This window comes from Parafannyhessea umbonata (assembly GCF_900105025.1).
GTDB classification, from domain to species: Bacteria; Actinomycetota; Coriobacteriia; order Coriobacteriales; family Atopobiaceae; genus Parafannyhessea; species Parafannyhessea umbonata.
The window spans coordinates 1,809,114-1,822,871 of sequence record NZ_LT629759.1; the positions used below are offsets into that span (position 1 = coordinate 1,809,114).

The 13,758-nt window shown below is 67.4% G+C and carries 12 protein-coding genes; 4 read left to right on the forward strand and 8 right to left on the reverse strand.

Going from position 1 to position 13,758, the window contains the following annotated elements:
• Positions 1-199: 199 nt before the first annotated feature.
• The gene (locus tag BLT96_RS08105) at positions 200-1,366 is read right to left on the reverse strand and encodes an iron-containing alcohol dehydrogenase (RefSeq protein ID WP_090863450.1); all 1,167 of its coding nucleotides are present in this window, start codon (positions 1,364-1,366) and stop codon (positions 200-202) included.
• 122 nt (positions 1,367-1,488) lie between these two features.
• Positions 1,489-1,788: a hypothetical protein gene (locus BLT96_RS08110; RefSeq protein ID WP_090863453.1), complete on the reverse strand. Its 300-nt coding sequence runs from the start codon at positions 1,786-1,788 to the stop codon at positions 1,489-1,491.
• A gap of 233 nt (positions 1,789-2,021) precedes the next feature.
• Here BLT96_RS08110 and istA point away from each other — a divergent pair, with 233 nt between their 5' ends.
• Positions 2,022-3,485 (forward strand): IS21 family transposase, encoded by a 1,464-nt coding sequence (istA, locus tag BLT96_RS08115; protein ID WP_090862490.1) that lies wholly within the window; start codon positions 2,022-2,024, stop codon positions 3,483-3,485.
• Entirely contained in the window at positions 3,475-4,233 is a 759-nt protein-coding gene (istB, locus tag BLT96_RS08120) for an IS21-like element helper ATPase IstB (RefSeq protein ID WP_090862493.1), read from the forward strand. Before istA ends, istB begins: the two co-directional genes overlap by 11 nt.
• Before the next feature lie 109 nt (positions 4,234-4,342).
• Here the strand turns inward: istB and BLT96_RS08125 are convergent, their stop codons facing one another.
• From BLT96_RS08125 to BLT96_RS08150, 6 genes are all read right to left on the reverse strand, one after another.
• Positions 4,343-4,597 carry a hypothetical protein gene (locus BLT96_RS08125; RefSeq protein ID WP_090863457.1) on the reverse strand — a complete coding sequence of 85 codons (255 nt, stop codon included), beginning with the start codon at positions 4,595-4,597 and terminating at the stop codon, positions 4,343-4,345.
• 252 nt (positions 4,598-4,849) lie between these two features.
• The gene (locus BLT96_RS08130) at positions 4,850-5,227 is read right to left on the reverse strand and encodes a Rid family detoxifying hydrolase (protein ID WP_090845245.1); all 378 of its coding nucleotides are present in this window, start codon (positions 5,225-5,227) and stop codon (positions 4,850-4,852) included.
• 154 nt (positions 5,228-5,381) lie between these two features.
• A complete protein-coding gene (gene hydA / locus BLT96_RS08135) occupies positions 5,382-6,767 on the reverse strand; it encodes a dihydropyrimidinase (protein WP_090863460.1) in 1,386 nt (461 codons plus the stop codon).
• Between the two features lie 13 nt (positions 6,768-6,780).
• On the reverse strand, positions 6,781-7,428 hold the full coding sequence (locus tag BLT96_RS08140; protein WP_090863463.1) for a nucleotidyltransferase family protein: 648 nt from the start codon (positions 7,426-7,428) through the stop codon (positions 6,781-6,783).
• Positions 7,429-7,573: 145 nt separating this feature from the next.
• Positions 7,574-8,779: a knotted carbamoyltransferase YgeW gene (gene ygeW / locus BLT96_RS08145; protein WP_090863466.1), complete on the reverse strand. Its 1,206-nt coding sequence runs from the start codon at positions 8,777-8,779 to the stop codon at positions 7,574-7,576.
• Between the two features lie 30 nt (positions 8,780-8,809).
• Positions 8,810-10,192 carry a YgeY family selenium metabolism-linked hydrolase gene (locus tag BLT96_RS08150; RefSeq protein WP_090845255.1) on the reverse strand — a complete coding sequence of 461 codons (1,383 nt, stop codon included), beginning with the start codon at positions 10,190-10,192 and terminating at the stop codon, positions 8,810-8,812.
• A 562-nt stretch (positions 10,193-10,754) separates the two neighbouring features.
• Here BLT96_RS08150 and BLT96_RS08155 point away from each other — a divergent pair.
• Both BLT96_RS08155 and BLT96_RS08160 read left to right on the forward strand, forming a co-directional pair.
• Positions 10,755-12,230 (forward strand): APC family permease, encoded by a 1,476-nt coding sequence (locus tag BLT96_RS08155; protein ID WP_090863469.1) that lies wholly within the window; start codon positions 10,755-10,757, stop codon positions 12,228-12,230.
• Positions 12,231-12,316: 86 nt separating this feature from the next.
• Positions 12,317-13,564 carry a metal-dependent hydrolase family protein gene (locus BLT96_RS08160; RefSeq protein WP_090863472.1) on the forward strand — a complete coding sequence of 416 codons (1,248 nt, stop codon included), beginning with the start codon at positions 12,317-12,319 and terminating at the stop codon, positions 13,562-13,564.
• Positions 13,565-13,758 lie beyond the last annotated feature (194 nt).

Below are 13,758 nucleotides of genomic sequence, written 5' to 3' on the forward strand. Positions count from 1 at the left end.
GGTGACCCGCCTCCCTCGAGAGGCCAGCCACGAGCATCGCGGGTCGGTCCCCAGCCTCACTACCCCGCCTCACTCGAGGCCCAGCGTCGGTTAAACGACCTCCCCCGTGAAAGAGCCGCTTACGCAAAGCGTGAGGCGGGGCGGGCCAGCGTGCCCACGCGGCATCCGACCCAGGCCCGCCCACGCCCAACGGCCGCGCCTACAGGCTCTGGCGGAAGATCTTCTCGACCTCCTCGGTCGTGAGCTTGTGGTAGCCGCCGTCCAGGATGATCGTGGCCTTGACCGCGGCGGGGATGTTCTCCTTTGTGAGGCCGAGCTCGCTGGCGTGGCGCACGACGCCGATCTGGTCCATCCAGTCGCTCATGGCGGCGAGGCTGGCCTCGGCGAGCTGCTCGTCCGTCTTGCCGTCCGCGGGGACGTCGAACACGCTCGTGGCGAAGCGCGCGAACTTCTTCACGCCATACGGCATGACCAGGCGGTAGTACGGCAGCGCCACGGCCGAAAGCGTCATGCCGTGCGTGGCGTCCGTGACGGCGCCGATGGCCTGGCCCAGCATGTGGACCTCCCAGTCCGTGGACTTGCCGCACGCGATGAGCGTGTTGAGCGCCCACGTGCACACCCAGCTGATATTGGAGCGGGCCTCGTAGTTGGTGGGGTCCTTCACGGCAATGCGGCTTGCGTGCACCAGGCTGCGCATGAGGCCCTCGGCGATGTAGTCGCTCGTGTTGTCGTCGGTGCCCGAGAAGTACTGCTCCTGGATGTGGTTGAACGCGTCGAAGATGCCGGCGCGCATCTGGTAGTCGGGCACGGTGAACGTGAGCTCGGGGTTCACGATGGCGAACTTGGGCATCACGTCGCTGCCGAAGACGTGGCCGATCTTGAGGCCCTCCTCGTGGTTGGTGATGACGGAACCGGCGTTCATCTCGGAGCCGGTGCCGCTCATGGTGAGGATGTCGCCCACGGGGATGATCTTGCCGGTAGGCTGCTCCATGTTGAGGTACAGGTGCTCCCAGGGGTCGCCCTCCGTCCAGGCAGAGACGGACACGCCCTTGGCGTAGTCGATGGTCGATCCGCCGCCCACGGCCAGGATCAGGTCCACGTCGTTTTCGCGCGCGACCTTGGCGCCCTCGCGGAGCTTGTCTGCCGTGGGGTTGGACATGACGCCCGGCACCTCGACCACGGTCTTTCCGGCGGCCTCGAGCGCCGCGATCACCTTCTGGTACAGGCCGCTGCGCTTGATGGAGCCGCCGCCGTACGTAAGCAGCACCTTGGGGCCAAACTTCGCCAGCTCGCCGGAAAGCTCGTCCAGGGCGTTGGGGCCAAAGTGAAGCCGGCAGGGGTTCTCGTAGGTAAAGTCGCCAAGCATGCGCGTTCCTTCCATTCGAATGGTTCGACACGCCCGTTATAGGACCTAAACCTAGCTTTAAGTCCAGCGACGGTTCCAATCGCTCACAACTCGACCACAAGGGCCCGGGATGGGACCAGGCCTCACCCCACGACGGCGATGCAGCCCGCGACGACGGCGCTCACCACGCCGATGAGCACCAGCGGCACGCACCCGTCCACGAACGAGGCCAGCGCGCCCAGCCGGTAGTACAGCACGTAGCACACTAGGCTCACGGCAAAGCCCGCCACGGCGAGAAGAGCCACCAGCGTGGCCGCGCCCGCCTCTCCGGCGCACCCCAGCGCCAGCGCGCAGAACGCCTCCATGCCGAGCCATGCCACGAAGAGCACGAGCTCCGTGGTGGGCTGCCGCTGGAACGCGCGCTGCGTCACCGCAAGCAGCACAAAGTAGAGAGCCGCGGACCCCAGCGCAAACCCCCAGGGCGCCCAGGCTGTTGATTTTCAATAGGAACTGCGCGGATGTCGCACGGGGACCTGACCACCGTACGCATCGGGAATTGAGCAGTATTCGCATGGGGGCCGTGCCCGGGCCGCGCAAGGGGCACGGCCCCCGCTATGTTTCCTCCGGGCGGGATTGATGATGAGTCGGACGAGGCCCGCCCGGAGAGGAAGGAAGGATGACCGTGCCCCTTGACACAAGACAGGCTATCAGGGAACTGGACGCCGGTGGTGCGTCCAGGTCGCAGATAGCGCGCGAGCTCCATGTGAGCCGCAACACCGTCCGCAAGTACGCGGACATGGAGGACATGTCGCCGGCCGCGCCCGTGAGCGCGAGGCCGCACCCCGCGATCGACGCCGACGCCGCGTGGGTGGACTCCGTCCTGGAGGCCGACCTCGGCGCGCCCAGGAAGCAGCGCCACACGGCGAAGAGGATCTACGACAGGCTGGTGGAGGAGCGCGGCTACGCGGGCTCCTACTCGACCGTGTGCCGATACGTGGGCGAGTGGAGGCGCGGGCACTCGCGCTCCCCGCGCGAGGGCTACCTCGAGCTCGCCTGGGAGCCCGGCACCGCGCAGGTCGACTACGGGTCGTTCCGCGCGGTCGTCGCGGGCGTCCCGCGCACCCTCAGGCTCCTCGTCGTGACGCTGCCCCACTCGAACGCCCGCTTCTGCGTGGCAATGGAGCTCGAGAGGTCCGAGTGCCTCTGCTGGGGCCTGCGCCTCGTCTTCGAGTGGGCCGGGCGGGCCCCGCGCGTCCTCGTGCTCGACAACGCCACGGAGGCCGGGCGCATGCTCCGCGGCATCGTCACCGAGTCCGAGCTGTTCTCGCACTTCAGGGCCCACTACCGCTGCGAGGTCCGCTTCTGCAACCCGCACTCCGGCAACGAGAAGGGCTCCGTCGAGAACGCCGTGGGGTTCCTCCGCCGGAACCTGCTCGTCCCCGTGCCCGAGGCCGCCTCGGTCGACGAGCTCAACGAGGGGCTCAGGGCCGGCTGCGAGCGGATCAACGCCGGCGCGAGGAACAGGGCCGGGGCGCCCACGCCGGAGGCGCTCCGCGAGGACCTCGCCGGGATGCTGGCCCTGCCGGGCGCGCCCTTCGACGCGGTCAGGTGGACGCACGCGCGCGCCGACAAGCGCGGCTACGTGCGCGTGGACGGCAACCTCTACTGCGTCGGGCCCGCCTGGCACGACCGCGAGCTCGTGGTGGGCGTGCGCGCCAGGTCGGTCGAGGTCCTCGCCGACCGGGGCAGGCGCGTCGCCACGCTCGCGCGCAGCTTCGGTGAGGGCGAGACCGTGAGGAACCCGGCGTCGCTGATCCCGGCGCTGGTGGCGAGGCCGAGGGCCTTCGGGGAGTCGACCATCAGGCGCGACATGCCCGGGGCGCTCGTGGGAGAGCTCGACCGCTGCGACAAGGCCGGGAGGAGGAAGGCCCTCAGGGCGATAGGGAGGGCGTCCGAGCACTCCGGCTTCGGCGCCGCCTGCGAGGCGGCCGCGAGGATCTTCGCGGGCGGCAGGGTCCCGGACGACGCGTCCTGCGACGCGCTCGCGAGGCGCGTGGCCGCGGGCGGCCCCGAGCCGGGGCAGGCCGACCTCGCCGTCTACGACGGCTTCCTCGGGGAGGCGGCGCGGGATGCAGAGTAGCGCGAGCGTGGCGGACGCGGTCGTGGAGGCCGGCAAGAGGTGCTCGCTCACGAAGTCCGTGCTCGCGGAGTGGGCCAGGAGGGGCACGCCCAGGCAGGTCGAGTACCTCCTCGGCTACCTCGAGGCCGAGGGCGCGAGCAGGGACGCCTCGAAGAGGGCGCAGCTCCTGAGGAGGTGCGCCCTGCCGCAGGCCAAGACCTTCGAGGGCTACGACTGGTCGTGCGTGTCCTGGCCGGACGGCTTCGGCAGGGACGACCTGCTCTCGCTGTCGTTCCTGGGCGGCCGCGAGGACCTCGTGCTCATGGGCGACGTCGGCACGGGCAAGACCCACATGGCCGAGGCGCTCTGCGTGCTGGCGTGCCAGTCGGCGCGGCCCGCGCGCTTCTTCACCGCCTCCTCGCTCGTCGGCAGGCTGCGCCGGGCCCGCGACGAGGGCAGGCTCGACCGCGAGCTCGCCCAGGTCGGCCGTGCCGAGCTGCTGGTCGTCGACGAGCTCGGGTTCCTCCCGCTCGACGTCGACGGGGCCAGGCTGCTCTTCCAGGTGGTCTCGCAGGCCTACGAGACGCAGTCCGTCGTCTTCACGACCAACCTGGAGTTCTCGAGGTGGGGGTCCGTCTTCGGCGACGACCAGATGGCCGCGGCCGTGATCGACCGCGTCGTCCACCACGGCAGGCTCCTCCAGTTCAGGGGCGAGTCCTACCGCGTGAGGCACGCGCTGATGTCCCCGGACGGGGGCGGCGCGGAGTAGGCGGTCCGGCGGCCGCGCCCGAAGCGGCGGAGGGCGGGCCCCGCGAGAATTGCGCAGGGCCCGCCCAAGTCAAGTGAGAAATCCGCTCAAATCCCGATGCGATATTCGCTCAAGAACTATTGACATAACACACCCAGGCGGCAGCGAGCCTTGCCGCTCCCCCACAGACGCGGGACGCCCCCAACAGGCCGCAGACGACGGCCCCCAAGATCGCCGCGACGCCCACGACCCTGAGCGCCCCGTGGGCAGACCCGCCGCACACCTTGGGCCAGAAGAATATCGCCCACCACAAAAGGTACAGCGCGCAGCATGCCGCCATCAGCCAATGGCCCTGCCTCATCTGCTCAAACGCAATGCCACCCATGGACAGCCTCCCTTGGGTTCGATCGCGGGAACGCCGCGGTCCCCGCACACCCATGATAGCAGCATCATCTACAAGCGTTTTACCTGCATGTTTGTCAGAATCCGCGAGTTTAGGTGTCGATTTCCGCGCTTCATGGTGTCGATTTCCGCGTTCTGCGGTGTCGATTTCCGCGCTGGCACGGCACCTCGCATGCAAAAAAGCGGCGCCAGCCACAGCCGACGCCGCCCCAAAAACTCGTGTGCCAGATTCGCGCTAGACCCTCGCGACGGCCTTGATCTCGACCTTGCCGCCGCCGGGAAGCGCCGCCACCTGGAACGCGGCGCGCGCGGGATACGGAGCCTCGAAGAACTCGGCGTACACCTCGTTCATGGCGCCAAACTCGCTGATGTCTGCCAAAAGGACGGTGGTCTCCACAACGTCCGCCATGGTGGCGCCGGCCGCGGCCAGGATGTTCTTCAGGTTCGTGAGGCTCTGGCGCGTCTGGGACTGGATGTCGTCGCCCGCAAGCTTGCCGGTTGCGGGGTCGATGCCCAGCTGGCCGCTCACGTTGATGGAGCCGTTCGACTCCACGCCCGCGCTGTAGGGACCAAGAGCCGCAGGTGCCTTATCGGTAACGATTGCCTTCTTCATGTTCTTCTCCTTACGTGATCGCGATGCGCCACGCGCGGCGGCGCACCCTTTGGTATGTCTGCCCTCCAACGGCCTTGCGGCCGAGAAGGGCCTTGGCGCCTGGCTCCGGCCTTTGCGGCCTTTGCGGCCCACTCCGGCATTCGGCGCGAGCTCGCTACGAGCGCGCCACGTACGTGCCGGGCTTTGCGCCCGTGGGCTCGCCGTCGCGCGCAACGAGCTCGCCGCCCACGAAGACCAGCCGCGCGCGGCCGTGCGCCTCAAAGCCCTCGTACGGCGTGTAGTCCACGGCCTGGTGCTGGGTGGCGGCGCCTATGGTCCAGCGCGCCGCCGGGTCCCACACGCACACGTCCGCGTCGGAGCCCGCTGCAAGCGCGCCCTTGCGCGGGTACATGCCAAACTCCCGCGCCGCCCCGGTCGAAAGCAGCCGGCAGAACTCCATGGGGCCCAGGTCGTCCTCGAACGTGGTCATCACCAGCGCGGGACGGTGCTCCACGCCGGGGCCGCCGTTAGGGATCTTGCGGAAGTCTGCGCGGCCCCGGTCCTTCTGGCCGTGCAGGTTAAAGCTGCAGTGGTCCGTGGAGATCTGGTCAACCTCGCCGGCAAGCACGGCCCGGCGCAGCGCCGCCACGTCCGTGGGCTTGCGCAAAGGCGGGCTCATCACGTACTTCGCACCCGCGAAGCCGTCCTCGCCGCGCTCCAGGTAGCGGGTGTCGTCCAGCAGCAGGTACTGCGGGCAGGTCTCCAGCATCGCACGCACGCCGTGCTCGCGGGCGGCACGCACCTCCTCAAGCCCCAGCTCCGTGGAGCAGTGCACCACGTTCACGCGGGCCCCCGTCAGGTGCGAGAGGTACATCAGGCGCCCGATGGCCTCCGCCTCGCACTCCGCGGGACGGCTGAGCGGGTGCCCCTCCGGCCCCGTGATGCCGCGCTCGAACACGCGGCGCTGCAGCTCGTTCACCAGGGTGCCGTTCTCGCAGTGCACGCACAGGATGCCGTCGAACGGCTTGATCGCCTCGAGCACCTCCATGGTCTGGGCATCGTCCAGACGCAGGTGGTCGTAGGCAAAGTACGTCTTGAACGAGGTGATGCCCGCGTCGCGCATGAGGTCAATCTCCTGGCGCGTGTGCTCGTTCCAGTCCGCGATCGCCATGTGGAACGCGTAGTTCGCGGTGCACGTGCCGTCCGCACGCTCGTGCCACGCGTCAAGCGCCTGCGTCAGGGTCATGCCGCGGTCCTGCGTGGCGTAGTCCACGATCGTGGTGGTGCCTCCACACGCAGCCGCGCGCGTGCCCGTCTCGAAGCTGTCCGCCGTCCAGTCCATTCCGGTCCAGCACTGCATATGCGTGTGCGCGTCTATAAAGCCCGGGAACACCCAGCACCCGGCCACGTCGAACACCTCGCAGCCGTCCAGCTGCGCCGCGTCCAGGCCGCCCGGCACCACGTCCGCGATGCGCTGGCCCTCGAGCACCACGTCACCCGCGAACACGCCCTCAGGCGTCACCAGGCTTCCGCCCCTCAGCACCTTCGTTACGGCAGCCATGCCATCATCCCCCTCACAAGGACCTTGCAAGACGCCCCAGCTCCCCCGCCACGCGTGCGAGGTCCTCCGGGGTGTCAACGTCCATAAGCTCCGCCGCATGCCGCGCCTCTACCAGGCGCACGCCACGCGCCAGCTCCGCGTCCCGGCGCAGCAGCGCGCCGCCGCCCACGTCGCCGGAAAGCGCGCACAGCGCACTCGCCAGCGCACCGGGAAACACCACGGGGCTTCCCGCCTCGCCATGCCACGCCAGCCGCGTCACGCACCCCGGGTGCGCCCAGAACTCCCGCACGAGCGCGTCCACGCTCTGGGCGGAAAGCAGCGGCTGATCACCCTGGGCAAACAGGTAGCCCGCGCGTGGGCCCAGCGCACGCACGCCCGCGCGCACGGTGTCGCTCTGGAGCGCCCCCGCGGGCTCCGCCACGGCGGCGCCGCTCTCCGCGCACACGCGCCTGACCTCCGGCCAGCGGCTCACGACAACCACGTCCAGCGCAGGCGAGAAGAGCGCGTCCAGCGCATGCAGCACCACGGCCTTGCCGTGCAGCGGCTCCAGCAGCTTCTGCCGGCCGAAGCGCCGCGCCTCGCCGTTGGCCATGACCACGCAGCCAAGGCGACCGCACTTCTCGCCCGCGTCGCCCTTCTCGCCCACGCGCGTACGATCCATGTCGGTCGCCTCCCCTCGTGCCACGGCACCCGGCCGCGGCGCTATAACCGCGGCGCTTTCCGCTGCTCAACGACACTAGTGTGACACGTCGGCGGCGGAACGCTGCCGCAAATCGGCCACGCGTCCCGCCGCCTGCTGGCGTGCGCTATGCCTGGTTCCAGCGCGGCGTAGCCGCGTCCTCGAGGGCCTGCAGCGTGGCGATGGGGTCCTTGGCCTTCTGCAGGAAGACCATGGCGGCCACGGCGTAGGGCTTGTAGCTGGCCTCCTTGTACAGGCCGTCGCGGTGGTAGTCGAAGACCTCGTTCTCCACCTCGCCGTGCTCGCAGCTCACGCCGTTGATGTCGGCGGGCAGCGGGTGCATGTAGATGGTGTCCTGGCCCTTGGCGGTGGTCTCCATCAGCTTCTGGGTGCAGCACCAGTCCTTGTGCGTGGCGTTCTGGGCAAGGAGCTCCTTCTCGAGCTTGTCGATGCCCTCCTGGTCGCCGGCGGCGTAGAGCTTCGTGCGCTTCTCCATGGCGGCGTAGGGAGCCCAGCTCTTGGGGATCACGATGTCGGCGCCCTCGAAGGCCTCCTCCATGGTGTGGGCCTGGGTGAAGGTGGCGCCGGACTCCTTGGCATAGACGCCCGCCTGCTTCACGAGCTCGGGCATGAGGTCGTAGCCCTCGGGGTGCGCGAGCGTCACGTTCATGCCAAAGCGGGTCAGCAGCATGATGAGCGACTGCGGGCAGGAAAGCGGCTTGCCGTAGGAGGGGCTGTACGCCCAGGTCACGGCAACCTTCTTGCCCTTGAGGTTATCGAGGCCGCCAAACTCGTTGATCAGGTACAGCATGTCCGCGGAGGACTGGGTGGGGTGGTCGGAGTCGGACTGCAGGCTCACCAGGGTCGGGCGGTGGTCCAGGATGCCGTCACGCCAGGACTGCTCCACGGACTCCGAGACCTCCTTCATGTACGCGTCGCCCTCGCCGATGAACTTGTCGTCGCGGATGCCGATGACGTCGGCCATGAAGCTGATCATCGTGGCGGTCTCGCGCACGGTCTCGCCGTGGGCGATCTGCGACTTTGCCTCGTCCAGGTCCTGCAGCTGCAGGCCAAGCAGGTTGGTGCCGGAGGCAAACGAGAAGCGCGTGCGCGTGGAGTTGTCACGGAAGTTGGAAACCGCAAGGCCGGACTGGAAGATGCGCGTGCTGATGTTGCGCTCGCGCAGGTTCCTTAGGGCGTCGGCAACCAGGTACATGGCGCGCAGCTCGTCGGTCGTCTTGTCCCACGTGTGCAGGAAGTCGTTGTTGTACATGTTCTTGAAGTCGAGCTTCGCAAGCTGCTCCAGGTACGGCTTGATGGTCTTCTCGCTCATGGCGTTTCTCCTTACTGTTGTGTCGTGATGCTACTTGATGTCGTTGTCCGTGAGGGAGGCGCGGAACTCGGTCGCGTCACCGTCGGCGGCGCTGGGGTCGTACAGGTTCAGGGCCGCGACGTAGAGCGCTGCGCACGTGGGCAGGTCCTGCTTGTAGGTGACCTCGTTGGGCGCGTGGGCCTGGGACTCGGCGCCGGGGCCAAAGCCGACGCACGGGATGCCGTAGCGGCCCTGGATGGAGACGCAGTTGGTCGAGAAGGTCCACTTGTCGCACAGGGGACGACCCTCGCGCTTGTCCATGGACTTCGGGCAGCCGATGCGCTTGTCGCCAAAGAGCGCCTTGTGCGCGTCGACGAGGGCCTTGACGTGCGGAGCGGTCTCCTTGTTGATCCACGTCGGGAAGTAGGCCTCGGTCTCGTACACCTCGCCGGTCCAGCTGGGACGGTCGTACATGTACATGGAGACCTTCACGTCGTCACCATACTTCTTGACGGAGGGCAGGTCCTCGATCTCCTTCAGGCAGGACTTGTAGGTCTCGCCTGCGGTCATGCGGCGGTCGATGCTGATGGCGCAGGAGTCGGCGACGGCGCAGCGGGAGGGGCTGGTGTAGAAGATCTGGCTGACGGTGCAGGTGCCGCGGCCCAGGAAGCGGGCGTCCTCGTAGTGCTCGGGGTTGTACTTGGGGTCGAGCATCTTGACGAGGCCCTTGATGGAGGTGGACTCGTCGGCGCCGTTGTTGTTGAGCGCACGCACGTCAGAGATGATGTCGGCCATCTTGTAGATCGCGTTGTCGCCGCGCTCGGGGGCAGAGCCGTGGCAGCTGACGCCCTTCACGTCCACGCGGATCTCCATGCGGCCGCGGTGTCCGCGGTAGATGCCGCCGTCCGTGGGCTCGGTGGAGATGACGAACTCGGGCTTGATGCCGTCGACGTTGTAGATGTACTGCCAGCACATGCCGTCGCAGTCCTCTTCCTGCACGGTGCCGACGACCATGACCTTGTAGCCCTCGGGGATGAGGTCCATGTCCTTCATCATCTTGGCGGCGTACGTGGCGCTCGCCATGCCGCCCTCCTGGTCGGATCCACCGCGGCCGCCGATGAGCTGGTCGTCCTCGAAGCCCTCGTACGGGTCGAAGTCCCAGTTGTCGCGGTTGCCGATGCCCACGGTGTCGATGTGGGAGTCGATGGCGATGATCTTCTCGCCCTCGCCCATGAAGCCCATGACGTTGCCGAGGCCGTCCACCTTGACCTCGTCGAAGCCCAGCTTCTCCATCTCGGCCTTGATGCAGGCGACGACCTCGCCCTCCTCGCAGGACTCGCTGGGGTGAGAGATCATGGCGCGCAGGAACGCCGTCATGTCCTTGCCGTAGGCGTTAGCCGCGGCCTTGATCTTGTCGAAGTCCAGGTCCTTCATGTGATCCTCCTTGCACGGGCCTTGCGGCATGCAGGCGAGCGTTGCCCCGTTGGCGATATGACGCTTTGTCTGTATGCCATACTTTTTGTTTGGCAAGTCCATTAAACCACGGCGCGAAGCCGATTCAAGCGAGAATGCCTAACTTTTTGTTTTTGCTACAAACGGTTGGTTTGAAGACGCCAACGGTATGCGTCGCCGGGACCTGTCGACGGCGCCCCGGGACCGCGCCGAATGTTACCTGTACGTAAACAATTCGAAATATGCATGGAACCGATTCAGATGTCGCGCGCCATGCACGCGCCTGGAACCGGGCGCGACCCCGTTTGCGGCCGACGCCCATCCGCTCGCGGCGACCCGGGCGCGAAGCTCTTCTCCCCACGGGCGCACCAGAACGAACATCTTCCGTGCGCGCACGAACCGCGCGCATTTGGACTCGGACATCGGTCGTCAGACGGTTCTGGAGCGCCTGCGCAAACGGCCCCGCAAAGCCCGCGCGCACCCCGGCGGCAACCGGCACGCCGCCCACCAGACGCCCGCACGACGGCCACGGGGAGGAGAGGGAATGGCAGACAACGACACCCCCACCTCCGGCGGAATGAAGAAGGAGCTTACGCTCTTCAACTTCTTCACCATCGGATTTGGCGCCATCATCGGCACCGGATGGGTACTGCTCGTAGGCGACTGGATGGTGCTGGGCGGAGGACCCATCCCGGCCATGATCGCCTTCGCCATCGGCGCGATATTCCTCGTGCCCATCGGCATGTGCTTTGGCGAGCTCACCGCGGCGATCCCCATATCGGGCGGCATCATCGAGTACGTCGACCGCACCTTCGGGCGCAAGATGGGATTTCTCACGGGCTGGATGCTGCTTCTGGGCAACGCCCCGCTGTGCCCCTGGGAGGCCATCGCCATATCGACGCTCCTGACCGACCGCTTTGCGGAGTTCCCGGCGCTTGCGTGGCTGCGCTCCGTCAGGCTGTACACCATCATGGGCGCCGACGTGTACCTGTGGCCCACCCTCATCGCGCTTGGCTTCGCCGTGCTGGTGATCTTCCTCAACTTCCGTGGCGCCGGCGCCGCGGCGAAGCTCTCGAGCTTCCTTGCGAAGGCGCTTCTGGCCGGCATGATCCTCGCGATGGTCATCTCCATCGCCACCGGCTCGCCCTCGAACGCGCTTCCCGTGTTCTCTCAGGTCAAGCACGCGGCGGGTGGCTCTGCCACCGAGGCGACGTCGCTTCTGGGCGGCATCGTGGCCGTGCTGGTCATGACCCCGTTCTTCTATGCGGGCTTCGATACCATCCCGCAGCAGGCGGAGGAGGCGTCCGACAACCTCGACTGGAAGAAGTTCGGGCTTGTCCCGGCCATCGCCCTTCTCGCATCCGGCGCGTTCTACCTAATCTGCATCTACTCGTTCGGCACCATCATCGACTGGCACGAGTTCGTGCGCTCGTCCGTCCCCGCGCTCGCGGTGCTCGAGCGCATCAACCTCTTCTTCTACGTCGCGATGCTCATCATCGCAACGCTTGGGCCCATGGGTCCCATGAACTCCTTCTTTGGCGCCTCGACCCGCCTGATGCTCGCCATGGGCCGCAAGGAGATGCTCCCGAAGTCCTTTGCGGAGATCGACCCCAAGTCCGGCGCCCCGAAGAACGGCAACATCGTGATGGCCGTCCTGACGCTCGTTGGCCCCTTCCTCGGCCGCAACATGCTCGTGCCGCTCACGAACGTGGCGTCACTCGGCTTCATCTTCGCGTGCACCATGGCCGCCTGCGCCTGCATGCGCCTGCGCAAGACCGAGCCCGACCTGCCGCGCCCGTACGAGGTTAACGGCGGCAAAGCCGGAATCGCCTGCGCCATCGCCGCCGGCGCCATCGTGATCGGCCTGATGGTGCTTCCGTTCAGCCCCGCCGCCCTGAACGGCGTGGAGTGGGCGATCACCGCCGGCTGGGTCCTCATTGGCATCCTGATCCTGGCACTGTACGGAAACAAGCACGCCGCCGCGGACACGCATCCGTCTGCCGGCGTCGCGAAGGCCTGACGGCCGCAAAGCAAGGCTAAAGCGCGCGCAACGCGCGACTAGCGATACGCAACATGCAAAGGCTTGTGCGAATTGGAGGTATTGTTATGGGCAAGATCGCGTTCAAGGGTGGCAAGCTCGTAGACGGTACGGGAGCATCCCCGGTTGAGGACAGCCTGGTGCTGGTGGACGACAAGAAGATCGCCTACGCCGGCCCCGCCACCGAGATTCCCGAGGGCTACGAGGTGCGCGACATCTCTGGCCGCACCATCATGCCGGGCATCGTCGACACGCACATCCACTTCTCGGGCAACCTCACCGACAACGACAACGACTGGGTCATCGAGACCGTCGCCCAGAAGCAGGCCTGCGCCGTGAAGCAGGCGTACGACGCCGTCACCCATGGCCTCACCACCGTGTGCGAGATCGGCCGCAACGGCATCGCCATCCGCGACCTCGTGAACATGGGCGTCATGAAGGGGCCGCGCATCTTCGCGACCGGCCTGGGCTTCTGCCGCACCGCCGGCCACGGCGACTGCCACAGGCTGCCGTTCGAGATGTCCAAGACCGGTCACCCCTGGGGCGACCAGGTGGACGGCCCGTGGGAGCTCCGCCACGCCATCCGCATGCGCCTGCGTGAGAACCCTGACGCCATCAAAATCTGGGTCACCGGCGGCGGCATCTGGCGCTGGGACTCCGGCCGCGCCCAGCTCATGAGCACCGAGGAGATCAAGGCCGTCTGCGACGAGTGCGCAATGGTCGGCATCCCCGTGTGGTCGCACTCCTACAACTCCATCTCGGGCGCGTACGACTCGGTGCGCTTTGGCTGCGAGCAGCTCATCCACGGCTTCGAGCTGGACGACAAGACCATGGACCTCATGGCGGAGAAGGGCACGTTCTTCACGCCGACCGTTGGCTTCCTGCCCAGCTGGTACGCGACGTATCCTCCCGAGTGGACGCCGGAGCTGGACAAGTGGCCCGGCAAGGACAACGCCGAGAAGGGCATCGCGCGCTCGTACGCCAACCTCAACCGCGCGTACAAGCTCGGCGTCACCCTCACCGTGGGCTCCGACTCCTTCAGCTTCTCCACGCCGTACGGCTACACCACGCTGGACGAGGTGTACGCGTGGGTCGAGCACTGCGACATCCCCGCGATGGACGCGATCGTGGCCGCCACGCTCAACGGCGCGAAGATGGTTCACCACGAGGACGAGTTTGGCTCCCTCGAGAAGGGCAAGTTTGCCGACCTGCTCGTTATCGACGGCGACCCGCTGGCCAACATCCGCGACCTCACGCCCGACAAGATGGAGGTCATCATGAAGGAGGGCGACCAGATGATCAAGGGCGCCCTGTAGGCGCCCCCACGCCAGGGGCCGCGGCCACGCCAGCTCGCGACCCCCGCGCGCAACAGTGCCAACGCTTTCGGGAACCGGCCTCGCCTTTGCGGCCGGTTCCCATTTTTGTGCCCGCGCCCTTCTCGCCCGGCGCCCCCACGCGCCGCTGGCCTAATTTGCGCTGTGGTGCACCGGACATAAAACCTAGAATCGGT

Coding starts and splice junctions, on each gene's coding strand:
- BLT96_RS08130 (WP_090845245.1), bottom strand. CDS start 5,227: ATGAAGAAGGCAATCGTTACCGATAAGGCACCTGCGGCTCTTGGTCCC.
- istB (WP_090862493.1), top strand. CDS start 3,475: ATGCAGAGTAGCGCGAGCGTGGCGGACGCGGTCGTGGAGGCCGGCAAG.
- BLT96_RS08125 (WP_090863457.1), bottom strand. CDS start 4,597: ATGGGTGGCATTGCGTTTGAGCAGATGAGGCAGGGCCATTGGCTGATG.
- BLT96_RS08155 (WP_090863469.1), top strand. CDS start 10,755: ATGGCAGACAACGACACCCCCACCTCCGGCGGAATGAAGAAGGAGCTT.
- istA (WP_090862490.1), top strand. CDS start 2,022: ATGACCGTGCCCCTTGACACAAGACAGGCTATCAGGGAACTGGACGCC.
- ygeW (WP_090863466.1), bottom strand. CDS start 8,779: ATGAGCGAGAAGACCATCAAGCCGTACCTGGAGCAGCTTGCGAAGCTC.
- BLT96_RS08105 (WP_090863450.1), bottom strand. CDS start 1,366: ATGCTTGGCGACTTTACCTACGAGAACCCCTGCCGGCTTCACTTTGGC.
- BLT96_RS08160 (WP_090863472.1), top strand. CDS start 12,317: ATGGGCAAGATCGCGTTCAAGGGTGGCAAGCTCGTAGACGGTACGGGA.
- BLT96_RS08140 (WP_090863463.1), bottom strand. CDS start 7,428: ATGGATCGTACGCGCGTGGGCGAGAAGGGCGACGCGGGCGAGAAGTGC.
- BLT96_RS08150 (WP_090845255.1), bottom strand. CDS start 10,192: ATGAAGGACCTGGACTTCGACAAGATCAAGGCCGCGGCTAACGCCTAC.
- hydA (WP_090863460.1), bottom strand. CDS start 6,767: ATGGCTGCCGTAACGAAGGTGCTGAGGGGCGGAAGCCTGGTGACGCCT.